This window comes from Sulfitobacter geojensis (assembly GCF_000622325.1).
Taxonomy (GTDB): domain Bacteria; phylum Pseudomonadota; class Alphaproteobacteria; order Rhodobacterales; family Rhodobacteraceae; genus Sulfitobacter; species Sulfitobacter geojensis.
In genome coordinates this window covers 3478020-3502627 of record NZ_JASE01000005.1, presented here as the reverse complement: position 1 = coordinate 3502627, position 24608 = coordinate 3478020, and the positions used below count along the sequence as shown (strand labels likewise).

21 protein-coding genes and 2 tRNA genes are annotated in these 24608 nt (G+C 57.3%); 13 read left to right on the top strand and 10 right to left on the bottom strand.

All coding sequences use genetic code 11. From position 1 onward, the window contains the following. Window positions 1-231 precede the first annotated feature (231 nt). Window positions 232-308, top strand: a tRNA-Arg gene (locus tag Z947_RS0119120). Window positions 309-521: 213 nt separating this feature from the next. Here the strand turns inward: Z947_RS0119120 and Z947_RS0119115 are convergent. Beyond that, window positions 522-596 (bottom strand) — tRNA-Thr (locus Z947_RS0119115). An 84-nt stretch (window positions 597-680) separates the two neighbouring features. Here Z947_RS0119115 and Z947_RS22250 point away from each other — a divergent pair. The 6 genes from Z947_RS22250 (at window position 681) to Z947_RS0119085 (ending at window position 5047) form a co-directional block, all read left to right on the top strand. Continuing rightward, entirely contained in the window at window positions 681-845 is a 165-nt protein-coding gene (locus Z947_RS22250) for a hypothetical protein (RefSeq protein ID WP_169737477.1), read from the top strand. Window position 846: 1 nt separating this feature from the next. Continuing rightward, window positions 847-2115: a UDP-N-acetylglucosamine 1-carboxyvinyltransferase gene (gene murA, locus Z947_RS0119105; protein ID WP_025045887.1), complete on the top strand. Its 1269-nt coding sequence runs from the start codon at window positions 847-849 to the stop codon at window positions 2113-2115. Next, on the top strand, window positions 2115-2585 hold the full coding sequence (locus Z947_RS0119100) for a DUF2948 family protein (RefSeq protein WP_025045886.1): 471 nt from the start codon (window positions 2115-2117) through the stop codon (window positions 2583-2585). The genes murA and Z947_RS0119100 overlap by 1 nt, the downstream gene beginning before the upstream one ends. A 113-nt stretch (window positions 2586-2698) precedes the next feature. Then, a complete protein-coding gene (gene hisD, locus Z947_RS0119095) occupies window positions 2699-4000 on the top strand; it encodes a histidinol dehydrogenase (RefSeq protein ID WP_025045885.1) in 1302 nt (433 codons plus the stop codon). A gap of 105 nt (window positions 4001-4105) precedes the next feature. Continuing rightward, window positions 4106-4585, top strand: coding sequence for a UPF0262 family protein (locus tag Z947_RS0119090; protein WP_025045884.1), 480 nt, complete (start codon window positions 4106-4108; stop codon window positions 4583-4585). Continuing rightward, entirely contained in the window at window positions 4586-5047 is a 462-nt protein-coding gene (locus tag Z947_RS0119085) for an arsenate-mycothiol transferase ArsC (protein ID WP_025045883.1), read from the top strand. It begins immediately after the preceding gene. A gap of 62 nt (window positions 5048-5109) precedes the next feature. On the opposite strand, the gene Z947_RS0119080 is transcribed toward Z947_RS0119085, so the two are convergent. The 7 genes from Z947_RS0119080 to Z947_RS0119050 form a co-directional block, all read right to left on the bottom strand. Further along, entirely contained in the window at window positions 5110-5466 is a 357-nt protein-coding gene (locus Z947_RS0119080) for a hypothetical protein (RefSeq protein ID WP_025045882.1), read from the bottom strand. A 196-nt stretch (window positions 5467-5662) separates the two neighbouring features. Next, window positions 5663-6559, bottom strand: coding sequence for a glycine reductase (locus Z947_RS0119075; RefSeq protein ID WP_025045881.1), 897 nt, complete (start codon window positions 6557-6559; stop codon window positions 5663-5665). A 67-nt stretch (window positions 6560-6626) separates the two neighbouring features. Further along, window positions 6627-9059 carry a GcvT family protein gene (locus tag Z947_RS0119070; RefSeq protein WP_025045880.1) on the bottom strand — a complete coding sequence of 811 codons (2433 nt, stop codon included), beginning with the start codon at window positions 9057-9059 and terminating at the stop codon, window positions 6627-6629. An 8-nt stretch (window positions 9060-9067) separates the two neighbouring features. Then, entirely contained in the window at window positions 9068-9943 is an 876-nt protein-coding gene (locus tag Z947_RS0119065; protein WP_025045879.1) for a choline/ethanolamine kinase family protein, read from the bottom strand. Continuing rightward, entirely contained in the window at window positions 9940-11922 is a 1983-nt protein-coding gene (locus Z947_RS0119060) for an ABC transporter permease (protein ID WP_025045878.1), read from the bottom strand. The genes Z947_RS0119065 and Z947_RS0119060 overlap by 4 nt, the downstream gene beginning before the upstream one ends. Beyond that, window positions 11923-12936 (bottom strand): quaternary amine ABC transporter ATP-binding protein, encoded by a 1014-nt coding sequence (locus Z947_RS0119055; protein WP_025045877.1) that lies wholly within the window; start codon window positions 12934-12936, stop codon window positions 11923-11925. 117 nt (window positions 12937-13053) lie between these two features. Continuing rightward, on the bottom strand, window positions 13054-13986 hold the full coding sequence (locus tag Z947_RS0119050) for an ABC transporter substrate-binding protein (RefSeq protein WP_025045876.1): 933 nt from the start codon (window positions 13984-13986) through the stop codon (window positions 13054-13056). 197 nt (window positions 13987-14183) lie between these two features. On the opposite strand from Z947_RS0119050, the gene Z947_RS0119045 reads away from it, so the two are divergent. Continuing rightward, on the top strand, window positions 14184-14954 hold the full coding sequence (locus Z947_RS0119045) for an inositol monophosphatase family protein (protein WP_025045875.1): 771 nt from the start codon (window positions 14184-14186) through the stop codon (window positions 14952-14954). Here the strand turns inward: Z947_RS0119045 and Z947_RS0119040 are convergent. After that, complete coding sequence (locus tag Z947_RS0119040) at window positions 14951-15877, bottom strand: choline/ethanolamine kinase family protein (RefSeq protein WP_025045874.1); 927 nt, start codon at window positions 15875-15877, stop codon at window positions 14951-14953. The two genes, Z947_RS0119045 and Z947_RS0119040, sit on opposite strands and share 4 nt — an antisense overlap. A gap of 4 nt (window positions 15878-15881) precedes the next feature. Next, window positions 15882-18299, bottom strand: coding sequence for a GcvT family protein (locus Z947_RS0119035; protein ID WP_025045873.1), 2418 nt, complete (start codon window positions 18297-18299; stop codon window positions 15882-15884). Window positions 18300-18446: 147 nt separating this feature from the next. Between Z947_RS0119035 and Z947_RS0119030 the strand changes: the two genes are divergently transcribed. From Z947_RS0119030 to Z947_RS0119010, 5 genes are all read left to right on the top strand, one after another. Further along, window positions 18447-19211 (top strand): DeoR/GlpR family DNA-binding transcription regulator, encoded by a 765-nt coding sequence (locus Z947_RS0119030; RefSeq protein ID WP_025045872.1) that lies wholly within the window; start codon window positions 18447-18449, stop codon window positions 19209-19211. Window positions 19212-19306: 95 nt separating this feature from the next. After that, window positions 19307-20239, top strand: a complete 933-nt coding sequence (locus Z947_RS0119025; RefSeq protein ID WP_338057845.1) for an NAD(P)-dependent oxidoreductase — start codon at window positions 19307-19309, stop codon at window positions 20237-20239. Between the two features lie 460 nt (window positions 20240-20699). After that, window positions 20700-21794 (top strand): ABC transporter ATP-binding protein, encoded by a 1095-nt coding sequence (locus tag Z947_RS0119020; RefSeq protein ID WP_025045870.1) that lies wholly within the window; start codon window positions 20700-20702, stop codon window positions 21792-21794. Between the two features lie 90 nt (window positions 21795-21884). Continuing rightward, window positions 21885-22991, top strand: coding sequence for an extracellular solute-binding protein (locus Z947_RS0119015; protein ID WP_025045869.1), 1107 nt, complete (start codon window positions 21885-21887; stop codon window positions 22989-22991). 98 nt (window positions 22992-23089) lie between these two features. Next, the gene (locus Z947_RS0119010; protein WP_025045868.1) at window positions 23090-24607 is read left to right on the top strand and encodes an ABC transporter permease; all 1518 of its coding nucleotides are present in this window, start codon (window positions 23090-23092) and stop codon (window positions 24605-24607) included. Window position 24608 lies beyond the last annotated feature (1 nt).

Sequence of the window (24608 nt, the reverse complement as noted above, 5' to 3'; positions counted from 1 at the left end):
AGACACAAGTTGCGGAGGATAAAGCTGCCGACAGGGAATTACCAAGCCGGCGTGGCGTTTCAACATGAGCGCAAAAGCGCGAAGTTCTATGGTCTCTTGAGAGCCGCGCGTCGTTTTTTAAAAAAGGGCGCCCCCCGCAACGATGCCGCAAATCGCCAGACGTCAACCGGTGCCAGACGGGGCACATGGCACCTTGCATAGCTTTTGATTTTGCGTGAAAACGGCCACAGCGGCTCCGTAGCTCAACTGGATAGAGCAAGGACCTTCTAAGTCCGAGGTTGAGGGTTCGAGTCCTTCCGGGGCCGCCAGATTTTGCAGGTGTTGCCCTTATATATGGCATGCGTCTGACCTGCCGGGTTCCCTGAAACTTTCTTTTTAAGCAGATGCGAGAAGAGCAACACCGGAACCTCATAATGGCATATTGCGCCTTCGCCCATGGCTTGCTTGCAAATCGGCAAAGGCAGTCAGGCAGCCCATCAAACGCGCCCGATCGTATCGTTCAGAATGTTGTGAAAGGATCATGGTGCTGTAGGGGAGGATTGAACTCCCGACCTCGTCATTACCAATGACGCGCTCTACCACTGAGCTACTACAGCTGATGTGGGCGCTGATTAGCCGCAAACCAAAAACACTGCAACCGAAATCTGGACCCTTGCGCAACCCTGCGCTAGACAGGCCACATGACACAAGGCAAGACGTCCCCGACACATAAAACAAAAGCGCAAGCGCGCGAAGAACGGCTTAAGGCTGCCCTCAAGGCAAACATGGGCCGGCGCAAGGCACAGGCACGGGGCAGGGCGGCCGAAAACACAGACCCCAAAGGGGCCACCGAGGAAAGCGAGTAGCATGGATTCAATTCTGGTCAGAGGCGGCAAAGAGCTGCAAGGCGACATTCCGATTGCAGGTGCGAAAAACGCCTGCCTTACTTTGATGCCTGCCACCTTGCTGAGCGAGGAGCCGCTGACGCTGACTAATGCACCGCGCCTCAGTGACATTCGTACGATGACCGAACTGCTGGGCTCGCTGGGCACCGAAGTGTCCGCGCTTCAGGAGGGCAAGGTGCTGGCCATGTCGAGCCAGGGGCCGATCAACACCCATGCGGATTATGATATTGTGCGCAAAATGCGGGCGTCCAACCTTGTGCTGGGGCCATTGCTGGCGCGCGAAGGCCATGCCGAAGTGTCACTGCCCGGTGGCTGTGCCATTGGTGCACGGCCCATGGACATCCATACGGACGGGCTGACGCTGATGGGGGCCGAAATTGAACTGCGCGACGGGTATCTGCACGCCAAAGCACAGGGCGGGCGGCTGAAAGGGGCAGTGATCGATTTTCCTTTCGCGTCTGTCGGGGCTACCGAAAACATCATGATGGCCGCCACGCTGGCCAAAGGCACCACGGTGATCAACAATGCCGCGCGCGAGCCAGAGATCGTGGATCTTGCCGATTGCCTGCGCGCAATGGGCGCGCAGATTGAGGGTGACGGCACCCCGTCGATCACCATTCAGGGCGTCGACCGCCTGCACGGGGCGACACATAAGGTTGTCACCGACCGAATCGAATTGGGCACCTATATGCTGGCCCCCGCGATTTGCGGTGGCGAGGTGGAATTGCTGGGCGGTCGCATCGACCTTTTGTCTGCCTTTTGTGAAAAACTCGACGCTGCGGGCATTTCCGTCACGGAAACGGCAAAGGGCCTTAAAGTGGCGCGCAAGAATGGCAGCATTCGCGCCGTGGACGTCACGACGGAACCCTTCCCCGGCTTTCCGACGGATTTGCAGGCGCAGATGATGGCGCTTTTGTGTATCGCTGATGGCACATCCGTGCTTGAGGAAAAGATCTTTGAAAACCGCTTTATGCATGCGCCCGAACTGGAACGCATGGGGGCCAATATTGACGTACAGGGCGGTACGGCGACGGTTAAGGGCGTGAAAAAGCTGAAAGGTGCGCCGGTAATGGCCACCGATTTGCGCGCTTCTGTCTCATTGATCCTTGCCGGTCTTGCCGCTGAGGGGGAAACCAAAGTTGCCCGTGTGTACCACCTGGATCGCGGGTATGAACATGTGGTCGCGAAATTCCGCGGCGTGGGTGCAGACATCGAACGGATCAAGGAATAATGACCGAGGACGCGCGTTTCGAAGATGGAGCTGAGGCACCGCTGAACCTGGGTGCGATGGATGTCGACGACCTCAAGGTCATTTCGTCCCTTGTGCAGGACGCGGTGTTTCCTGCTTCGGAAATGCGCTGGGAACGCAAGGCAGGGCGCTTTGCCGTGTTGCTGAACCGTGTCCGCTGGGAAGACGGCGGTAAAAACCGTCACGCCCCCGAACGCGTGCAATCCGTCCTGATGTTCAAAACGGTTCAGGGCGTTGCGAGTCAGGATGTGCCCAAGGGGGACGCCGACACAATCCTGTCGCTGCTTTCCCTCGACTTTGACGAAACCACCGCCCCCTCAGGGCATTTGACGCTGACGCTTGCGGGCGACGGGGCCATCCGCCTGAACGTCGAAGCAATCGAGGTGACGCTGAAGGATGTGACGCGCCCCTATGTTGCGCCGTCGAAAAAACTGCCACAGCATCCTGAATAAAATCACGCCGTCCTTCTCCTCTTTTTGGCACAAAATACTGTCCGCACGGTCAACATGCGCAGGTTCTAGCGATGGACAGAGCGGCCTCAAAACACTTTCGGAGCGACCCTTATATGCCCATCTTCCTCAATGCCTTGGCCCCCGACTTCGAAGCGGCGTTTCAAAACCTGCTGAATGCGAAACGCGAGGACAGCCCGGATGTGGACGCTGTGGTGGCCGAGATCATCGCGGATGTGCGCAGCCGTGGCGATGCCGCGGTGATCGATGTAACCACCAAATTCGACCGGATCGCCCTGACGCCGGACACCTTGCGCATCACGGCTGAAGAAATCGCAGACGCGATGGATGAGGTCAGCAGCGAAGACAAAACCGCGTTGGAACTCGCCGCCACGCGCATCCGCGCCTACCACGCCCGCCAGCTTCCCGAAGACGCGGAGTGGACGGACGAGGCTGGCGCAACCCTTGGTTGGCGTTGGACACCCGTATCCGCGGCCGGGCTGTATGTGCCGGGCGGTCTTGCCAGCTATCCAAGCTCCGTCTTGATGAACGCGATCCCTGCCAAAGTTGCAGGGGTGGAGCGGCTTGCCATGGTGGTGCCAACGCCTGACGGTATTTTGAACCCGCTTGTGCTGATGGCGGCCCATATCGCGGGCGTTGATGAAATCTACCGCATCGGCGGGGCGCAGGCCGTGGCGGCGCTCGCCTATGGTACGGACACAATTGCGCCTGTCGATAAAATCACCGGTCCCGGCAATGCATTTGTCGCCGCTGCGAAACGCCGTGTTTTCGGTAAGGTCGGGATCGATATGATTGCTGGTCCGTCGGAAATCCTTGTGATTGCGGATGGCGATAATGATCCCGACTGGATCGCGCTTGATCTGCTGTCACAGGCCGAACATGACGAAAGCGCGCAATCCATTTTGATCACCACAGATGCGGCCTTTGGTCAGGCCGTTACGCAGGCTGTCGAAAAGCGTCTCGAAACACTTGAGCGACGTGCGATTGCCGGGCCAAGCTGGCGCGACTTCGGGGCGATCATCACGGTGCCCGATCTTGATGCGGCAGCTGCACTTTCCAACCGCATCGCGCCCGAACACCTTGAGCTTTGCGTCGCGGACCCTGACGGCTTGAGCGCGAAGATCACCCATGCGGGCGCGATTTTCCTCGGTCAATGGACGCCTGAAGCGATCGGTGATTACATCGGTGGACCGAACCATGTCTTGCCCACCGCCCGTTCTGCGCGGTTCTCATCAGGGCTTTCGGTTCTCGACTTTATGAAGCGCACGACGCTGGCGCGGATGACCCCGGATGCCCTGCGCGCGATTGGTCCTGCGGCTGAACGGTTGGCCACCTCCGAAAGCCTCGAGGCGCACGGTTTAAGTGTTACGGCACGTCTGGACCGGCTGAACCGCTGACTCCCTCACGTCACCAGTCACCAACTTGGGGCGGGCGACATTGCCAGCGGCCGCCCGCTGGCGTATCTCTGAACCAACACCGCTCATAAAAGGATGCGCCCGCGCATGTCCCGCCTCGTTCAAATTCGCCTTGATGACGCCAACTTGCCGCCGCCCACGCCGGAGATCGAGCAAGAGCGCAAGGTCGCTGTCTTCGATCTGCTTGAGGACAATACCTTTGTGCTGCCTTCGCGCGATGAACGTCCGGTTGCACAAGGGCCTTACCACCTTGGTCTGTCGATCCGCGACAAGCGGCTGGTGTTTGATGTTGAAACCGAAACCGAAGAAAAAGCCGCAGAATTCCACCTGTCGCTTGGCCCGTTCCGGCAGGTGGTCAAAGATTATTTCCAGATTTGCGAATCCTACTTTGATGCGGTGAAGAAATTACCGCCCAGCCAGATCGAGACGATCGACATGGCGCGGCGCGGTATTCACAACGAAGGCAGCCGCGTGTTGCAGGAACGTCTTGAGGGCAAGGCGGAAATCGACAGCGACACCGCGCGCCGTCTCTTTACCCTGATCTGTGTTCTGCATTTCGGAGGCTGAGTGACAGAAACACTCCCCCAATCCGTCCTTTTTTGCTGCGATCACAATGCGGTACGCTCCCCGATGGCCGAGGGGATCATGAAAAAATTCTACGGCACCGACACCTATGTGCAGTCTGTTGGCGTCAAAAACGATCTTGAAATCGACGGGTTTTCGATCGCTGTTTGTGCCGAGCTGGAGGTCGAACTGTCGCGCCATCGCTCACGCAGTTTCGATGAAATGGAACAATGGGGCGACGACCTGTCTTCCTTCGATCTGGTCATTGCCTTGTCTCCGGCCAGCCAACGGCGCGCATTAGAACTTACGCGTTTCTTTCACTTGGAAGTCGAATACTGGCCGATCCTTGATCCCACCGGTCTTGGCGAAACACGTGAGGCCAAGTTGGTTCAGTTTCGCGCGGCCCGTGACCAGATTACCGAGCGTTTGATTGACCGTTTCGGCCCGCCGGTCGACGCGAGCTGACCGGCGAAAGGCGGCGGAAACTTTGAAAGTTCCCGTCCGTTGTCCTTAAAAATGGGCCAGCCCTAAACGCCGGAACAGACCTGTGCCGCCCGCTGGCCATATGCTTTCCACACAGCCCAGAACCGTTTGTTCCCTGCATTGCTGTCCTGATTCTGGCGAACCTGCTGCAAGGCATGCGGGTCTTTGAAATATTTCGCACCGCGGCGCTGATCCGATGCCGACAATTCGCGATTCGCGACGGCCTGTACGCAGCCGCAGCGCGCCCGGGAGGCCTGCTTGCGCCCCTGCGCCTGACAGGCCTTTTGAATGGGCCCGGATGCAAATTGCACTTGATCAAATGCCTGCGCCCGTGGCGAACGCGATCCGCCGCAAGCTACCAACCCCAAAAGCGCCACCAGCGCCACACATAAACGAACCATAGTTACTGCCTTTGCCGCGGACCGATGGGGTTTGCCCCTTGGTGATCCTGTTTTGCCTTTGGCCCAGTATGCCGGATTTGGCGCAAAGGAGCAAATCACGTTTACGGAGTGTGGGTGTGCATATTGCATCACTTATGCACAAACGTTTTCGTCTGGTCCGGCTGCTTCAGGCACTCTTTCACAAAGAACCTTGAACCTAGCCGTTCAGAACCTTTTTCGCCGCCACCTTGCCGGCGTCAAACGCCTGTTTTCGACGTGCGATTTCCTCGGGCGAGAGTTTGGCGGGGTTGGAATAGTCGTCTTTCCAATCAGGCGCACCAACCCAGACAAGATCCGATTGCACTGTGCTGCGCGGATGATCGGCTGTTTCCAACAGGTTCAGGGCCATCGCCAAAGTTGCCGTTTGCGAGGCCGGATCATTTGGCCGTCCGGCCGCATTTCCCAAAGGGAAGTCGCTGAACAGGAAACGTGGAACACCGACATGTTCGACGATGTCTTTTGCGCAGCCCATGATGACCGTCGCGATGCCGGCCTGTTCCAGAATGCGGGCCACGATCGACACCGATTGATGGCACACGGGGCAATTGGGCACAAAAATTGCAGCGTCGATGTTGTGCTTCTGGCAGTGGGCCAGCAAGGCGGGGCCATCCACGTCAATGGTTGTGCGCTGTGACCGGTTGGTGGGCAGGCCGAAAAACCGGTCCGCCAGCTTGCCGATTTTGCCGGCGTCTGCCGCGTTTTTCAGGGCGGTAAGTGGAAAGTAACTGCCCATGTCCTCAGCCGTTGTATGATCGCGGTCGATTGCGATGTGCGAAATGCGCAGATCGGGGATTTCGGCGGTGGGAGCGTCATATACTTCGTAGAATTTGGCAGCAGCGTTATAGGGGGCACCGGGCCCCTGATCGCCTTTGTCAGGTTGATAGGGGGCCGCGGTGGTGACCAGCGCAACGGTGCTGTCCGCCAAGGGCTTTGTCAAAGGTGTAAACGGTACCTCGGCAAAGCTGGCCCATGCGTAAGGGGCACCATACCCCAGCGCCAGATAGTAGTCGCGGGTGCGCTGCATATACGCGATCGGATTGTTTGCGTCGCTCATGACCCTTGCCTTCCGTGTCTTGGTTTTGACAAAGGATAACGTAGCTTTGCGCCGGATCGTACCCCCGTCAGGATTTTACCTTTGTCATCTTCGGATCATAAAGCGGGGCCAAAGTGACCTCTGCTTTGACGCGGCGGGTTGCCACCTCCAGCTCATACTCACCGGATAAAACATGTTCTTTATCAATCGTTTCATCGCTGCGCACGTAACCCATTCCGATGCTTTTGCCCAAGGTGTGGCCAAAGCCCGCCGAGGACAGCCAGCCGCAGCGTTCGCCATTGCGATAGATCGTTTCGCGCCCCGACAGGATAACATCGCCGGCGCAGGTAAAGGTTGCCATAATCTTTTTCACGCCGCTGTCGCGCTGGGCCTGCACGGCCTCGCGGCCCTTGAACGGGATGTTCGATTTCATTTTTACCGCCCAGCCAAGGCCGGCCTCGTCCGGTGTGTGATCCGGTCCGATGTCCGAGCTCCACGCGCGATACCCTTTTTCCAACCGCAGGGTTTCAATGGCGCGGTAACCGGCATTGCGTAACCCGTGGGGCGCACCCGCGTCGTGCAGCGCATTAAAGACAGTAAGCGCATATTCGGTTGGCAAATGCAGTTCCCACCCCAATTCCCCGACATAGGTGATGCGCAGGGCAAGCACGGGACAACCCGCGATGCCGATGGTGCGGGCCTGACCGAAGGCAAAGTTATCGTGGCTGACATCATCGCGTGTGCACTGTTCCAGAATCTCGCGGGCTTTGGGGCCAAACAGCGACAACACCGCATTTGAAGAGGTCACATCGACCAGTTGCGCATTCATCCCTTCGGGGATGTTGCGGGAAATCCAGTTGAAATCATGGGTGGCAAAGCCGGTGCCGGTGACGATGTAATATTCATCTTGTGCTGTGCGCACGCAGGTCAGATCGCATTCGATCCCGCCGTGGTCGTTCAGCATCTGGGTATAGATAATCGTCCCCACAGGTTTGTCTACGCGGTTGGCGGCGATCCAGCTCAACGCGGCCTCTGCGTCGGGACCTTTGAGGATGAATTTGGCGAATGAGGTCTGGTCGAACAGAACTGCGGCTTCCCGTGCGGCCTTATGTTCGCGCCCGACAGGGGCGTGCCAGTTCGGTCGGTCAAAGGTGTAAATATCATGCGGGGCTTCATCTGCTTGTGCAAACCAGTTCGGGCGTTCCCATCCCAGTTTTTCGCCAAACACCGCGCCACTGCTTTGCAACGCGCCGTATAGCGGCGAACGGCGGCAGGGGCGGCCACTGCTGTGTTCCTCGGACGGCCATGCCATCGTGTAATGCTTGCCGTAGGCTTCCATCGTGCGGGCGCGCACCCAATCTTCATCCGTATGCGGGCGGCCAAAGCGGCGGATGTCGACAGGCCATAGATCATAGGGTGGTTCGCCCTTTGCGACCCATTCGGCCAGCGCCATGCCGGCACCGCCACCTGATGCGATGCCAAAGGCGTTGAAACCCGCGCCGACAAACACATTGGCCATTTCGGGCGCTTCCCCAAGGATGAAGTTGCCGTCGGGGGTAAAGCTCTCGGGGCCGTTGATCAGCTCTTTGATGCCAGTTGTCTCAAGGGCCGGAACACGGGGCAGGGCCAGTTCGACCAGTTGTTCAAAGTGATCGAAATTGGATTCCAGCAATTGGAAATCAAACGGATCGGGGATGCCGTTTTGAGCCCAAGGGATGCCATTGGGTTCATAACCGCCCATCACCAGACCGCCAACTTCTTCCTTGTAATAGGTCAGCCGGTCGGGATCGCGCAGGGTTGGCAAATCGGAAGGCACACCAAAGGCTTCGGTGATCATATACTGGTGTTCAACCGACACGAGCGGCACCGTCACCCCGATGGATTTGGCCAAGGTGCGGGTCCATTGTCCGCAACACAGGACCAGCTTTTCGCAAGCGATATCGCCCTGCGGCGTGCGCACACCGGTGATTTCGCCCTTTTCGGTCAGGATTTCTGTGACGGGGGTATTTTCCAGCAGTTGTGCGCCCTTTGCGCGGGCCCCCTTGGCCAAAGCCTGCGTAATGTCAGAGGGGCTGGCCTGTCCGTCGGTCGGTAGAAACGCCGCCCCCACAACATCACCGATGTCCATCAGCGGCCACAAGTCCTGCGCCTCTTGCGGGGTCAGCAGCTGCATATCAAGGCCGAAACTATGGGCGGTGGTGGCTTGCCGCTGCACTTCGGTCCAGCGTTCCTGATTACAGGCAAGGCGCAAACCGCCGTTCATTTTCCACCCCGTGGCAAGGCCGGTTTCCGCCTCAAGCTTGTTATAAAGGTCGATAGAATAGCCCAGCAACTGCGTAATGTTGGCGCTGGAGCGCAACTGCCCGACAAGACCGGCGGCATGCCAAGTGGAACCGGACGTAAGCTGTGCCTTTTCCAGCAGCAGCACGTCCTGGCCCATCTGGGCCAGATGATAGGCCGTGGAACAGCCAATGATGCCGCCGCCAATGATGATGATTTTCGAGGAGGATGGGAGTGTCATGTCAAACCTTATGTCTGCGTAAAGTCGGCAAGTGCCGATGTAAGCCGGTCCATGTTTTCAGAGGTATATGCGGCGTAATCCACGTCGAGTTCGGAATGGATTTCCGAAGTCATCGACCAAAGTGTTTCGCGCATCAGTGAGGTGCATTTCATGGCGCTATAAGCGCGCCAGTGTTTGTCGGGGTCCGTTTCGAAATATTGCGACAGCATCGCGCGTTCTTGCGTTTCGGACAGGGCGTTGTTCGACGCCAGTCCCGCCAGATCGAACAGGGGTGAATTGAACCCGCCGTACTCCCAGTCAATCAGCCAAAGCTTGTCCCCGTCGTCGAGGATATTGGCGGCCAGCAAATCGTTGTGCCCGATCACCATGTCAATCTGTCCGACGGCGGATTCGAGTTGATCAAGCTGTTCCAGCATCGCGGGCAGTGCACTGGTGTGGCGAGAACCGTCGGCACGCAGTCGCGCGGCATAGGTGCGGTTCACCTGAAACGGCCAAAACGCCAGCACCGGTTGTGTCAGGTGGTCGGCAAGGTCGCGATGGACCTGTGCGATCCGTGACACGATGCGTGGCAGGTTCGCGGGGTTGCGCACATCCGCTTCTGTAAAGGTTTGCGCGCTGAGAAATTCCAGCACCAGAACACCGGCTTCATGATGTACAACCTTGGGCGAAAACCCTGCGGCGCTGGCAGCTTGGGACAGGGCCAGTTCGTTCCAGCGCATCACCCCGTGTTCCGCGATATCCGTGCCAAGACGCACGACATATTGCTGGTCCCCGTCGCGCACCCGCAGGTTCACATTGGTCAGCCCACCCCCAAGTGTAACGATGTCCTGCGGGTTCTCAAAGCAGCTGAGCTGCGTGACGTTTTCAATGATTTCAGGTGTCATAACCCCAACCTTTTGCGTTGTCCCAAGGCCAGGGCATTGACCAGACGGTCGGCGATGATGGCGATAAAGGCGACCGATAGACCCGCGACAATGCCCTTGCCGGCGTTGGCCTTGGTCAATGCGATATAGACCTCTTGACCCAGATCACGGGTGCCGACCAGGGCGGTGATCACCAGCATGGATAGGGCGAGCATGGTGGTCTGGTTCAATCCCAATAACAGTTGCGGTGTGGCCAGCGGCAGTTTGATGCGCCACAGGATCTGGCGTTTGGTGCAACCGGCCATATGCCCCGCTTCGATCATCTGTTCGGGGACATCGGCCAGCCCGTGCGCGGCATAACGTACGGCAGGGGCCAACGCATAAAGCACAACTGCGATCATCGCGCTGAAATCGCCGACACGGAACAACATGATCACGGGGATCAGATAGACAAAGCTGGGCAGGGTTTGCAGCGTGTCCATAAAACCAAGGATAACCTTGCCCGCCTTGGGCCGCTCTGCCGCCCATATGCCCAACGGAATGCCAATCACTGTTGCAATCAATACCGACACACCACAAAGGTAAATCGTCACCATCGCCTTGCCCCAAAGCCCGCTGGCCGCGATGAACCCCATCATCAGCATGGCGACGATGCCCAGTTTCCAGCCGCCGATGCGCCCCGCCATCAATCCTGTGGCAATGATGCCCCAAGCCCATGGGATACCTGTAAAAAACTTCTTCACGGGCAATAGAAGCCCTTGCAGGATGACAAGTTTGATCGCCTCGAACGTGTCAAAGAAATTGACGTTGATCCATTCCATCGCACCGGCCCAAAACGGTCCGGTCGTGAGAGTCAGGGCGTCCGGGTAGGTCTGTATCGCAGGGATGAACCTGCCAAGGATCATCGTCGCGACGGCGATCAGCAGGACCGCGCTGCTAAGCGGGTAACGCTGCATCAGATTGCCGGTTTTGCGGATGCGGTATTTACGTTCGGAAAAGGCCTGGCTGGCGCGGTCCAGCGCAATGGCCATCAGGACGATGGCCAGACCCGCCTCGATCCCGCCACCGATATCAAGCCGGCGCAGGGAGGCCAGCACATCAAAACCCAAGCCCCCCGCGCCAATCATCGAGGCGATGATCACCATGTTCAGCGAAAGCATGATCACCTGATTGACCCCGACCATAAGCGTGGGGGTGGCTGAGGGCACCAGAATTTTCCACATGATCTGGCGGCGGGTACAGCCCGCCATGCGTCCGGCCTCTAGAATTTCGTCGGGAACGCTGCGCAGGGCGACAATGGTAATGCGCACCATGGGAGGCATGGCATAGATGATGGTGGCAACCAGCGCGGCGACCGGACCAAAGCCGAACAGGATCAGGATCGGCACGAGATAGGCAAACACAGGAACGGTTTGCATCAGATCCAGCACCGGCCGCAGCGCGATATCGATCCACCGGTGGCGATAGGCGGCGATGCCCAGAAACAGCCCCCCCACAGCGCCGATCGGCACAGCAATCAGGACCGAGGCCAGCGTGATCATGGCGCTGTGCCATTGCCCGAATATCGCGAGGTATAGAAAACAACAGCCGACCAAGGCAGCCAAGGCCCAGTCTCGGGCATAAAGCCCGATCGCGGCAATGCAGATGACAACAGCAATCCAGCTGAGAGAGGGGGCCAGTTGCACCGCCGTGTCGCCGTAACCGCTTGAAAATCCTTCGATCAACAGATTGCGCAGGAATTGATAGGGCGCTTCTATTAGGGCGGCGATGGCGCGGGTCAGGTCCTTGAAGGAAAAGAAATAGAAACTGGCATCTTCAACCAGCCATGCCAGAAAATCACTGATCGCGCCATCGAGTTCCAGCTGCCATTTCTTTGGAAACCGGATGATCCACCGTGCGTCCAGCGCTTTGTACAATTGGAATGACCAGGTGGATAACGCCCAAGTCACGGCGAACAGCGCCACCCAAAAGGCGCGTCCCGCTGTCAGCCAACGCGGCATTTACGAACGCCCCACGAGCACATCAATCACGCCCTGTCGGGTGATCTGGCCAATGACCTCGCCATCTTTTTCGACTTTGTAGGGGGCGTCGGAATCCTCAACCTGTTTGGCGATGTCGTCAATCAACTGGCTGTGCAGAACGGTGCCCGCAAATGCGGCATCGCTGAGCGGTTGCACGATGGAGCCTGCGGTGATCACCTTGGAGCGGCTGACATGACGGGTGAACTCCGCGACATAGTCGGTGGCAGGATTCAGCACCAGTTCTTCGGGGGTTGCGACCTGTTGGATTTCGCCGTCTTTCATCACGGCAATACGGTCGGCAAGGCGGATTGCCTCGTCAAAATCATGGGTGATAAAGACAATGGTTTTGTGCAGCATGTTTTGCAGGCGCATAAACTCATCCTGCATCTCGCGGCGGATCAGCGGATCTAGGGCAGAAAACGGTTCGTCCAGAAACCACAGATCAGGTTCGACAACCAAGGATCGTGCGATGCCGACACGCTGTTGCTGCCCGCCGGAAAGTTCGCGCGGATAATTGTTTTCGCGCCCCTTTAGCCCAACCAGTTCAACCATTTCCATGGCGCGGGCTTCGCGGGTTTTTTTGTCGACGCCCTGCACGTCCAGCGGAAAGGCGGCGTTTTCCAGAACTGTCAGATGGGGCAGCAGTGCAAACTGTTGAAATACCATACCCATTTTTGTGCGACGGATTTCGATCAGCTCTGCCTCGCTCATGGTCAGCAGGTTCTTGCCCTCGAAAAAGATCTCGCCTGCGGTTGGTTCCACCAAGCGCGAGAGGCAGCGCACCAGCGTGGATTTGCCGGAACCGGACAGGCCCATGATCACAAAAATCTCGCCCTTGCGGATTTGCACATTGGCGCGGCGCACGGCCCCGATCAGGTTTTCCTTGCGCAATTCGCCCTTTTTCGGATCGGGGGTGTGTTCCAGAAAACTGTCGGCCTTTGCGCCGTAGATTTTCCAGACGTCGCGGCATTCAAGGATGGTTGTGTTGTTCATTCGGGCCTCGGTCGAGCGTCAGCATTCAGCCGCAATCAGCTGTTGGACGACCTGTAATTTAGTGGATACGGACAGCTGCGTGCCGGCATGCCGGCACGCAGTGATGTGTGGAACGGATCAGTTGGCAATCCAGCTGGACCAGACGTCCTTGTTGTCGGCCATCCATGCCGCAACAGTTTCGTCCACGGATTTGCCGTTCAGATCAACATCGGCAACCATCGCGCCCATTGCGGCGTTGTCGATGTCGAAATTGCGGATCGCTTTGCCCGCATTTGGCCATTTGTCGTCCAGACCAGCCCAGGATACCTTCCAGATCGGGCCGGTTGGTTTACCGCAATCATAGGCCGCATCAGGGTTAATCCCGACAGAGGCATCCGCATAGCATTCGGATGAGTATTCAGGGAATTTGACAAATTTTCCGTCGTATTTTGCCGGTGCCCAATGCGGTGAATAAATCCACAGCATGATCGGGTCCTGACGCTGATAGGCTGATTCCAGCTCTGCGAATAGTGCGGCGTCTGTGCCCGCGTGGATCACTTCGAAATCAAGGCCAAGTGCTTCGACGCGTTCCTCGTCAAAACCGCCCCATGTGACCGGGCCGCCCAGATACCGGCCAAGCGGTGCCGTTTCGGGGGTGGAAAAAGCGTCGGCGCAGTCTTTCAGGGCTTCCCAATTGGGCAGACCGGGGCAGCGTTCTTCCATATAGGCCGGATACCACCATTCCTCGATTGCGATCATACCGGTTTCGCCTTGGTTGATGACGTTGCCGGATGCGGTCGCTTCGTCCATCGCCTCGCGTCCTGTGGTTTCCCAGATTTCCATAGCGACATGCAGGTCACCGGTTTTCAGACCGGCAAACTGGGCGATGTAATCGGCTTGCACATATTCGACGTTATAGCCGGCTTCTTTCAGAACCTCGCCCATCAGCGTTGTTGTGATCAGCTGGCCGGACCAGTCATGCAGCGTCAGCTTGATCGGGTCGGTCGATTCTTGTGCAAGGACTGGCGTCGCGGCCATAACTGCGGCCGCTGCATAGGATAGAAATTTCATTGTTATCTCCCTGTTATGGGCCCGATTTTTCTATGACCAATAGCACTCAGCCGAACATAGCGCGGGCTCTCACGGTTTATTCAACAGGGTTCAAAAATCTAAATCAACAAAAATCAACATATTTGTATTAATTTTGTAGCTTTTGGATGCTGGGTGCGGAATAGATGGGCGTGATCCGGCATTCACAAGGGGCGCTTATGACAGATCTGGAAAACCGGTTGCGGACGGCTATTGGCATCACCGAAGTGGCAGCGCAGGTGGCGATGGGTCATTTTCGCAAGAGCCCAGACATCGAGACGAAATCGGATCAAAGTCCGGTTACCATTGCCGACAAGCAGACCGAAACGGCCATACGCGACGGCTTGGCCCGCGCCTTTCCCGATGATGCGATCTTTGGCGAAGAGTTCGGCCAGTCAGGCGCGGGCAGCGACATGTGGATTGTCGACCCGATTGACGGGACCCGTTCGTTTATCGCAGGACTGCCGCTGTTCGGGATGTTGCTGGGTTTCTTGCGTGCGGATGTGCCGCAACTGGGGATCATTCGCATGCCCGCGCTGGGCGAAGTCTATGCCGGTGCCATCGGACTTGGCGCGACCTGTAATGGCGACACAATCAGGGTGAGCGATTGCCAAGACCTGAACAATGCGCGGTTGTTCATCAACGAGGGGGACAAGATTGCAGCACAAGAGCCAGAGGTATTCGCGCAGCTGATCCATGCAGGCGACTTGCGGCGCTTGGGGGCGGATTGTTATCCGCATGCATTGGTCGCGCGCGGCCTTGCGGATGCGGTGGTTGATTTCGATTTGCAGCCCTATGACTATCTGCCAGTCAGCGCAGTGGTCGAAGCTGCGGGCGGCATCATGACCGACTGGCAAGGGCAACCGTTGGGCATGGGGTCGGACGGACGCACCTTGACGGCGGCAACACCTCAACTTCACGCGCAACTGCTGGAACTGGTCGCGACCTAACCGGCCCGCACGGCGTCGATATGGGATTGGAACGCGGGGTCCCGCATCAGGGATTTGCAGCGGTTAAAACGGGCGGTGCTATAGGCCCAGAAATCTTCGGCTGTGTTGCCGTCCGCGTGCTGGATCAATCCCCATAGCGTCCAAAGCAGATCACACATCGCCTTATAAATCACCATCCGTCCAGTTTCCGCAGCCGTTGGTGTGCGTCCGAAATAGGCGGTCATCAGCTCCGCGTCTTGCGCTGCGTTCATACCCGCCTCAACCGACAGATCGCCGACATCCCATAAGGGATCGTTCATGCCGGAATATTCCCAATCTACAATCCACATGCGCGTGCCGTCATCCAGAAAGTTTTCGCACAACGGGTCGCAATGACAGGGGGCAAGCGTGATATCGCCAGCTTCCAGAACCTGTTTGATCGGGGCGGCGGCAGCGACCACTTCATCATAGCCGTCGGGCAGTTTTACGTCCTTGGTCGACAGGATTTTCAGGTAGTCCTCAATCATCGCAAAGAGTTCAAACCGGAACTGGAATGCCTCACCCGAGGTGTGCAGTTTTGCCAAGGCCGCACCCGCGCGGGCAGGGGATCCGGCGCGTGATGCAAACAAATCCGGCGTCATGGTTTCGATGTCCGGCACGGTTTCGGATATCATCAATCCGCTTTCCGGTTGGGTAAAGATCACCTGCGGAGACACACCGGCACGCGCGGCGGCTTCGGCGTTATGTGCCTCGATGCCGCGGTCGATGTATGCGTCAGTACCGTCGCCGGCGATGCGGACGATGACGGAAGTATCGCCGATTTCGACGCGGTGCACGAGGTTGGTCAAGCCACCCAAACGGGTAATGCTGTTGACCGTCTCAACAGTCGCAAACTGCGGCGCTTTGCGTAGGGCGTCCAGAACTGTCTGTGTGTGTTCACTCATTCGCTTACCCTTTCAGCGCGCTGTTTTGCGGATCATACACAGGCCCCTCGACCTGCGTGATCGGATGTTGTTCGCCAAAGACCTCAAGCGTGAAACTTTTGGTGTCCCAATGCTTTTTCTCAAGATAGCCGCGTATGATCATCTGCCCGACAGCGTAGCCAAACCCGACCGATGTCGCCAGTGAAACGAGTGTATCGCCCAGCAGGATCGCCTCGCCGCCCGTGAGGGGCAGATTTTGCGGCGCAACAAAGGTGCAGAGTTTGCGCTGAACGCCATTGGTTTTCTGTTCTTCAAGAACGGAGCGGCCAATAAAATCACCCTTGGATTTCAGATGCACGCGGAACCCCAATCCGGCCTCGATCGGGGTATAGTCCGGTGAAATATCGCCTGACCAGTAAACGTACCCCTTTTCCATCCGCAGACTTTCAGTCGCGCGATAACCGACATTGGCAATGCCATGACTTTCGCCTGCCTGCCACAAGCTGTCATAGACATGGGCGGCAAATTCGGTCGGGACGTGCAGTTCATACCCCAGTTCCCCGACATATCCGATGCGCGCCGCCCGCACGGGGGCCGCACCAACGACGATCTCGCGCGCCGTTGAAAAGGGCAGGGCCGCGTCCGATACATCACTTTCAGACGCCGCCGCCAGCACTGCGCGGGATTTGGGACCGACGATGTTGATCACCGCCATGCCGCTTGTGACCTCGACGATATGAACAGAACTGTCATCGGGCAGGTGCCGTTTGATCCAGTCGCTGTCATGCACGCCAAAGCCGGATCCGGTCACCAGATAGAACCGGTCCTTCGCAAGACGGATAAAGGTTACGTCGGCCTCTATCCCGCCTTTCTTGTTACACATCTGGGTATGGATGACGGAACCTATAGGTTTGTCCATGTTCGACACACACAGCCGCTGCAACAGCGCGAGCGCACCGGCACCGATCACCTCGAACTTGGCAAAGCTGCTTTGGTCAATCAGTGCCACTTTCTCGCGTACGGCCATATGTTCTTTGGCGGCAAAAGCCTTCCAGCCGGGGTTCAGGAAATCAAGCTGGTCCACTGGCGCGACCCCTTCGGGCGCAAACCAAAGCGGGCGTTCCCAGCCGTTTTTGGACCCGTAAACTGCGCCCTGATCCTTGAGCCGTTGATAGAGGGGCGACAGGCGCAACTGGCGCACGGTTTCATGTTCCTGACCGGGATAGCGCATTTTGTAGTGATGCGCGTAGTGTTCAACCGCGCGCGGATACATAAATGCGCGTGTGCCGTGGTGCGGCCCAAAGCGGCGCACATCCAAGGGCCACAGATCAAGCGAGGGCTGCCCGTCAACAACCCATTCGGCAATCATTTCGCCAGCACCACCGCCCGCTGCAATACCATAGAGAAAACCGGTTGCCAGCATCAGGTTCTGATAGCCCGGTTGCCATCCCATGACGAAATCGCCGTCCGCGGAATAGGGGATCGGCCCGTTGATCACCTGCCTGATACCCACCTCGTTGATCACGGGTGTCACCTTGCCGGCCAGTTCGGCCAAGGGCAAAAACCGGTCGAGATTTTCGGGCAGCAATTGACGCACGAATTTGCCCGGGATCGCGGTATCCCCAAAAGGCAGGGTGCCTTCCTCATAGCCGCCCACCACAAGCCGCCCGCCGACATCGGGTTTGTAATAGACCAGCCGTTCGGGGTCTCGCAGGGTGGGGTAGTGACCGATGTCACTGCCGGTGGATTCCGTGATGATATATTGGTGTTCAACCGCGCAGGCCGGGATCTTGAGGCCCAGCTTGCCCGCGATCTCGCGGCTCCACATGCCGGTTGCCAGAATGATTGTGTCGGCCTCCCAGCGCCCCTCGGTGGTTTCAACGGATGTGATGCGCCCGTTGGTAACATTGAAATCCAACACCTCGACCTTCTGGCGGATATCAGCACCCTGCTTGCGCGCGGCCCCCGCCACAGCCTGACACAAAGATGCCGGATCGACATAGCCATCGGACGGGATAAACGCCGCGCCTTCCAATCCTTTCTCCTCGATCAGGGGAAACAACTCTTTCGCTTCGGCGGGGCTGATGATCTGCATTTCCAGATCGAAACTGCGCGCCATTGTCGCCAGCCGCTTGGCCTCAAGCATGCGTTCCTTGGTGGCGGCCAAGCGCAACGATCCGGTCTTTTTCCAGTCGAATTGCAGGCCTTCTTCGTTCTGAAGGCGGTCGTACATCTCGACTGACTTTTTCAACATCCGTGTTGTATTGCGTGAGGAACGTAACTGCCCGACCAGACCCGCCGCGTGCCATGTTGCCCCTTCGGTCAGATTGGCGCGTTCCAGCAGGACCACGTCTTTCTCACCCATGCGGGTCAGATGATAGGCAATCGAGCAGCCAATGATGCCGCCGCCGATGATGAGGTGTTTCGCGCTGTGCTGTGCCATGGTGCCGCCTGCAAGGATATGTACGATCCTATGCTTACCCAATATCGACATTCAGACAAACGAAATGTTGATTTATGTTGATATTTTGCCGGAATATCTTGCAAAAATTGCGTTTCCCTGTTGGAATTATGGGTATATGTGTTGGGTATGTCTAAGTACAAAGCCCAGATTTTACATGCCGTGAACATGCGCGGGACGGTTTCCGTGACCGAGCTTTCACAGATTCTCGGGGTGTCGGACCAGACAATCCGTCGGGTGTCACAGCCGCTTGTAGAAAGTGGCGAGTTGGACAAGGTGCATGGCGCATTGGTGTCGAACCGGACGGCCTCCGACCCGCCGTTTCTGGCGCGGATGAACCAGAACCGCAGTGCCAAGGTTGCCATCGCGCGGCTGGCGGCGGAAATCGTGCCGGACGGCGCGAGCGTTGCCATCGACACGGGCTCGACCTCCGGCTTTATCGCGCAGGCGCTGCGCACACGTCAAAAACTAACGGTGGTGACGAATTCGGCCTTTGTCGCCAGTACTTTGGCGATCATTCCCGGTAATCGGGTGTCGATGGCCGGAACCCAGTTGCGGGACCATGACGGGGCCGCATTTGACCGTTCCGCTTTTGATGTGATCGAACGGATGCAGGTTGATTTCGTGATCCTGTCCGCCTCCATGGTGGATGCGGAAAAGGGATTTCTGGTGCACGAGCAATGCGAGGTTGATATGGCCAATGCGATGCTCAAAAACGCGGCGCAGGCCATTATGTCGGTCGATCAATCCAAGTTCCTGCCGCAAAGTCATCGCCCTGCGTTGCGCCAACCTGTGCTGCGCAGCAGTGACATTCTGATCACCGATGCGCCGCCGCCCGCCGAGTTTGATGCGTTGCTGCGCGATTTGGACCTGCGGATTGCGGGAGGCGGATAGCGCGCAGCGCGGTACGAAGCCTGAGTCAACGGACGGGTGACAAGGCTTTGATCTTGGCACATATTAACGCAACGACAGTCAAAACCGGCAGTGTGATGCCGCACATAATCAAGACGCCTTGCGTGCAAGGGCGTCTGCACAAAATTCCAAAAGGGACCCTTACGATGACAAAAATTGCATTCCTTGGCCTTGGCGTGATGGGCTATCCGATGGCGGGGCATTTGCAGGCGGCAGGCCATGAGGTGACCGTCTATAACCGGACCGCCTCCAAGGCTGATGCATGGGCAAAACAGCATGGTGGCACAAGTGCGCGAACACCGGCAGAGGCCGCCAAGGGGGCCGATTTGGTTATGGCCTGCGTGGGCAACGACGATGATTTGCGCGCTGTGTCTCTGGGCGAGGATGGTGCATTCGCGGGCATGTCCGCAGGAGCATTGTTTGTTGATCACACCACGGTGTCGTCCAAGGTAACGCAAGAACTTTACGGCGCGGCAAAAGATGCCGGCCTGGGTTTTGTCGATGCGCCTGTGTCGGGGGGGCAGGCGGGGGCCGAAAATGGCCAGCTGTCAATCATGTGCGGCGGTGATCAGGATCAATATGACCGCGCGGAACCGGCGATGAAAACCTACGCCAAGCTGGTGCGACGGATTGGTGAAAGCGGCGCGGGACAGTTGACCAAAATGGCCAACCAGATTGCAATCGCGGGCTTGGTTCAAGGACTGTCCGAGGCGCTCCATTTCGCGACAAAGGCGGGGCTTGACGGTCGTGATGTAGTCGAAGTGATCAGTCAGGGCGCGGCGGGCAGCTGGCAAATGGCGAACCGCTATGAAACGATGCTGGATGACCATTTCGAGCACGGTTTCGCGGTGGACTGGATGCGCAAGGATCTGGGGATCTGCCTTGAAACAGCGGATGAAAACGGGGCCAGCCTGCCGGTGACGGCGCTGGTCGACCAGTTTTACAAGGACGTCCAGAAGATGGGCGGCGGCCGGTGGGATACCTCATCACTGTACAAGCGGCTGAAATAGACTGCGGGCGAAACGCGCACAGCTTTCGAACAAACCGGCCCCCCCCCCGTCATGCCGCCAGGCGGTGGGGGGGGAATCACCTTTCCTGACAGGAAGAAAGTGCATGACTTATGTGCTATTTTACACGCGAATAGCGCTAAAACGATTGGTGCGTTTGCAATCGCGAAATTGGCGGTGGATGGTTTTTTAGGTCGGCGACACCGGCGGTTCGGGCCTGTGATCCGCGGTGGTCCCCAGTCGAAAAGTCGCGAAGCGGGGCCGTTTTCTGATCATATTTGCCGTGATTTCAGGCGCGGCTGCCCGTTTTTCCCGCTATTTAGCGGAACTGTACCATTGCCGCGTTTCGCGTTCCAAATAATGCGTTGTAAAATGATGGATCACGCGTCAGTCTAAGACCAGACAAATAAAAAACCTGCCCGACGTTCAAATGCTATGGCAGGAAAAACGGGGATAAATCAGAATGACTTCAACCGACGGGGCCTTTGTCGCCTTTGATCGTGTGCAAAAGAGCTATGACGGCGTAAACCTTGTCGTCAAAGATCTGAATCTCTCAATGCCCAAGGGCGAATTTCTGACAATGCTTGGGCCATCCGGGTCCGGCAAGACCACTTGCCTGATGATGCTTGCCGGGTTTGAAACAGCAACTCACGGCGATATCACGCTGGACGGTGTGTCGATCAACAACATCCCGCCGCACAACCGCGGCATTGGCATGGTGTTCCAGAACTATGCCTTGTTCCCGCATATGTCGGTCGCCGAAAACTTGTCCTTTCCGTTGGAAGTGCGCAAGATTGGCAAGTCCGAGCGGGAAGAAAAGGTGAAGCGCGCACTGGATATGGTGCAGATGGGCGATTTCGCCGGTCGCCGTCCCGCGCAATTGTCCGGCGGTCAGCAACAGCGGATCGCGCTGTCACGGGCGCTGGTGTTTGAACCCGAGCTGGTGTTGATGGATGAACCTTTGGGGGCGCTGGACAAACAGCTGCGCGAAACCTTGCAGTTCGAGATTACCAATCTGGCGCATGAGTTGGGTATTACAACGGTTTACGTGACCCACGACCAGACCGAAGCCTTGACAATGTCCGACCGCGTCGCGGTTTTTGACGATGGCCGTATTCAGCAGCTGGCCCCGCCAGACGAGCTTTATGAAAAGCCTGAAAACAGCTTTGTCGCGCAATTCATCGGCGAGAATAACACGTTGGAAGGCGTCGTCGAAGAGATCAAGGGCGATACATGTATCGTCAAGTTGGACAGCGGTGACATCATTGATGCGGTGCCGGTTAATGTGTCGAAAGTGGGCGAACGGACCAAAGTTTCCATCCGCCCCGAACGCGTCGAATTCAATCCCGAGCGCCTGCAAGAGGGCACCCATACGCTCAAGGCCGAAGTACTTGAATTCGTTTATATGGGCGACATTTTCCGCACCCGTCTTCGGGTTGCCGGCACGGATGAGTTTGTTATCAAAACGCGCAACGCCCCCGATCAACAACGCCTGAAACCGGGCGAGGTGATCGAAATCGGCTGGTTGCCACAGGATTGTCGGGCGCTGGATGCCTAACGGCCAAGCGACTGTACAGAACAGAGAATGTGGCGGCCCGGGCTGCATTCTTGGACGACCAAACCGGGCTGAAATAAACGGGAGATACCAATGAAAGTAACGATGAAACTGATGGCGACTTCGTGCCTGACGCTGACGGCCGCAATGGCCAATGCTGACGGTCACATGGCCAACGAAATGACGATCGTCAGCTGGGGCGGTGCATACTCCGCATCACAGCAGGCGGCCTATCACGACCCCTATGCAGAAAAGACCGGCGTTAACATCATTAACGACGAATCCTCTGCCGAAGCCGTGGCCAAGCTGCGCGCGATGAACGAAGCAGGCAATGTCACATGGGACGTTGTTGACGTTGTTGCATCCGACGCGATCCGCCTGTGCGACGAAGGTCTGGCGCTGGAAATCGACGCGGACACACAGCTGGCTGATGGCGATGACGGCTCCAAGGCGTCCGACGACTTCGGTGATCTGCTGGTCTCTGACTGCTTTATCCCACAGATCGTGTACTCCACGACAGTTGGCTACCGTTCGGACATGGTTGGCGACAACGCACCGACCGAAATCTGCGCATTGTTCGACACCGAAACATATCCGGGCAAGCGTAGCCTCGAAAAGCGTCCGATCAACAACATGGAGTGGGCGCTGCTCTGTGACGGCGTTGCCAAAGACGACGTTTACGACGTGCTGGAGACTGAAGAAGGTCAGGCGCAGGCATTTGCCAAGCTCGACACCATCAAGGACGACACCATCTGGTGGTCTGCCGGTGCCGACACGCCACAGCTTCTGGCCGACGGCGAAGTTGTCATGGGTTCCACGTACAACGGTCGCCTTTTTGCTCTGATCGAAGAGCAGAAGCAGCCGGTTGCGATGCTTTGGGACGCGCAGGTATTTGACCTTGATGGTTGGATTATTCCAACAGGTCTGAGCCCTGAGCGTGAAGCCCGCGCACTGGACTACATCATGTTTGCGACAGACACACAGCGTCTGGCGGATCAGGCCAAGTACATCTCTTACGGTCCTGCACGTAAGTCTTCCGCACCTCTGGTCGGCAAGCACGCAGAACTGGGCATCGAGATGGCACCACACATGCCTACCGATCCAGAGAACGCCAAGAACACCTTCTTGTATAACTACGAGTGGTGGGCAGACTACCGCGACGATCTGGATGCGAAATTCCAGGCGTGGCTGTCACAGTAAGCCATTGATATCAGGGGCGCGGCATATGTTGCGCCCCTTTTTACGATACGACCATGCCGGACCAACCGGCAGGCATAAAGACCGACAAGGGACATCTCATGGCTGAACAAATGATGGCTGCCGATGGACGACCGCTCAAAGCGTCGTTGAACCGCGCATTACGGCGTCAAAAAATTCGCGCGCTGGCGCTGATCGCCCCGTTGCTTTTGTTCATTCTGATCTCTTTTGTCATGCCAATTGCGGATATGTTGTTCCGCTCCGTCGAAAACGAGATTGTTGAAAACACGCTTCCGCGCACAGTCGTGGCATTGCAGGACTGGGATGCCACCAGTGGCGAAGCGCCGGACGAGCCTGTTTTCAATGCACTTTACACTGACATGGCACTCGCCGTTGAGTATAAATCCCACACACGTCTGGGCAGCCGCCTGAACTATGAGACAACAGGCATCTCATCCCTGTTTCGCAAATCAGGCCGCCGCATCAGTCGTTTTGATACAGATGCCTATACGGATGCCTTTGCCGCTGCTGATCCTGCCTATGCCGATCCGGTACAATGGGCCGCGTGGATGGACGATGACGCGCTGCGCGCGAAACTGCCGTTGACCACCAGCGCTTATGACGGTTGGGAAAAGATGATCGTCGAGGCCGAAGGCGATGTTCCAACCGAAGAACAGCCGTGGGATTTTGTCTATACCGCGCTTTATAATGACGGCGTAAACGGCGCTGAACTGCCCATCGCGGTTGATGTTTCCCAGATTGAACCTGTGTCAATCCGTGCACAGTTTTCCGATGTCGATGACGACTGGCTCGATCCCGATGTCTGGCAAACGATCAAAACCTATTCGCCGACCTATACCAACGGCTATTTTCTGAACTCGGTGGACCTGATGAAAGGTGCCGAAGGTATTGAACAGCGGCCCGAGAACGAGCGTATCTATATTGTCCTTTTCATCCGGACGATGATCATGTCGCTGTCTATCATGGGCATGTGTGTTCTGCTGGGATATCCAATCGCGTGGTTGCTGGCCAATCTCAAGGACCGCACCGCCAACCTGTTGATGATCCTCGTGCTACTGCCCTTTTGGACATCACTGCTGGTGCGGACCTCGGCGTGGAAAGTGTTGCTGCAACAGCAAGGGGTGATCAATGATACCCTTGTCTGGATCGGCATTGTCGCAGACGACAACCGGCTGGAACTGATCAACAACCAGACCGGCACCATCATCGCGATGACGCATATCCTGCTGCCATTCATGATCCTGCCGCTGTATTCGGTGATGAAAACCATTCCTCCCAGCTATCTGCGGGCGGCGAAATCTTTGGGGGCCACGGATTGGACAGCCTTCTGGCGGGTCTATTTCCCACAATCGGTGCCGGGGATCGGGGCGGGCTGTATCCTCGTCTTCATCCTTTCCATCGGGTATTACATCACGCCGGAACTGGTCGGCGGTACCAAAGGTGTCTTTATCTCGAACCGGATCGCCTATCACATCTCCAGCTCTCTGAACTGGGGTCTGGCGGCTGCACTTGGTACCATTCTGCTGACAATCGTGATGGTGCTGTACTGGGTCTACGACAAGATTGTCGGGATCGATAACGTGAAATTGGGGGGCTAAA

What these genes read in the sequence shown, in the direction of transcription:
- Z947_RS0119070 (WP_025045880.1), bottom strand. Translation starts at nt 9,059, where the DNA reads ATGACACTCCCATCCTCCTCGAAAATCATCATCATTGGCGGCGGCATC.
- Z947_RS0119055 (WP_025045877.1), bottom strand. Translation starts at nt 12,936, where the DNA reads ATGAACAACACAACCATCCTTGAATGCCGCGACGTCTGGAAAATCTAC.
- Z947_RS0119100 (WP_025045886.1), top strand. Translation starts at nt 2,115, where the DNA reads ATGACCGAGGACGCGCGTTTCGAAGATGGAGCTGAGGCACCGCTGAAC.
- Z947_RS0119090 (WP_025045884.1), top strand. Translation starts at nt 4,106, where the DNA reads ATGTCCCGCCTCGTTCAAATTCGCCTTGATGACGCCAACTTGCCGCCG.
- Z947_RS0119080 (WP_025045882.1), bottom strand. Translation starts at nt 5,466, where the DNA reads ATGGTTCGTTTATGTGTGGCGCTGGTGGCGCTTTTGGGGTTGGTAGCT.
- murA (WP_025045887.1), top strand. Translation starts at nt 847, where the DNA reads ATGGATTCAATTCTGGTCAGAGGCGGCAAAGAGCTGCAAGGCGACATT.
- Z947_RS0119040 (WP_025045874.1), bottom strand. Translation starts at nt 15,877, where the DNA reads ATGAGTGAACACACACAGACAGTTCTGGACGCCCTACGCAAAGCGCCG.
- Z947_RS0119030 (WP_025045872.1), top strand. Translation starts at nt 18,447, where the DNA reads ATGTCTAAGTACAAAGCCCAGATTTTACATGCCGTGAACATGCGCGGG.
- Z947_RS0119035 (WP_025045873.1), bottom strand. Translation starts at nt 18,299, where the DNA reads ATGGCACAGCACAGCGCGAAACACCTCATCATCGGCGGCGGCATCATT.
- Z947_RS0119065 (WP_025045879.1), bottom strand. Translation starts at nt 9,943, where the DNA reads ATGACACCTGAAATCATTGAAAACGTCACGCAGCTCAGCTGCTTTGAG.
- Z947_RS0119075 (WP_025045881.1), bottom strand. Translation starts at nt 6,559, where the DNA reads ATGAGCGACGCAAACAATCCGATCGCGTATATGCAGCGCACCCGCGAC.
- Z947_RS0119015 (WP_025045869.1), top strand. Translation starts at nt 21,885, where the DNA reads ATGAAAGTAACGATGAAACTGATGGCGACTTCGTGCCTGACGCTGACG.
- Z947_RS0119060 (WP_025045878.1), bottom strand. Translation starts at nt 11,922, where the DNA reads ATGCCGCGTTGGCTGACAGCGGGACGCGCCTTTTGGGTGGCGCTGTTC.
- Z947_RS0119045 (WP_025045875.1), top strand. Translation starts at nt 14,184, where the DNA reads ATGACAGATCTGGAAAACCGGTTGCGGACGGCTATTGGCATCACCGAA.
- Z947_RS0119020 (WP_025045870.1), top strand. Translation starts at nt 20,700, where the DNA reads ATGACTTCAACCGACGGGGCCTTTGTCGCCTTTGATCGTGTGCAAAAG.
- Z947_RS22250 (WP_169737477.1), top strand. Translation starts at nt 681, where the DNA reads ATGACACAAGGCAAGACGTCCCCGACACATAAAACAAAAGCGCAAGCG.
- Z947_RS0119050 (WP_025045876.1), bottom strand. Translation starts at nt 13,986, where the DNA reads ATGAAATTTCTATCCTATGCAGCGGCCGCAGTTATGGCCGCGACGCCA.
- Z947_RS0119010 (WP_025045868.1), top strand. Translation starts at nt 23,090, where the DNA reads ATGGCTGAACAAATGATGGCTGCCGATGGACGACCGCTCAAAGCGTCG.
- hisD (WP_025045885.1), top strand. Translation starts at nt 2,699, where the DNA reads ATGCCCATCTTCCTCAATGCCTTGGCCCCCGACTTCGAAGCGGCGTTT.
- Z947_RS0119025 (WP_338057845.1), top strand. Translation starts at nt 19,307, where the DNA reads ATGCCGCACATAATCAAGACGCCTTGCGTGCAAGGGCGTCTGCACAAA.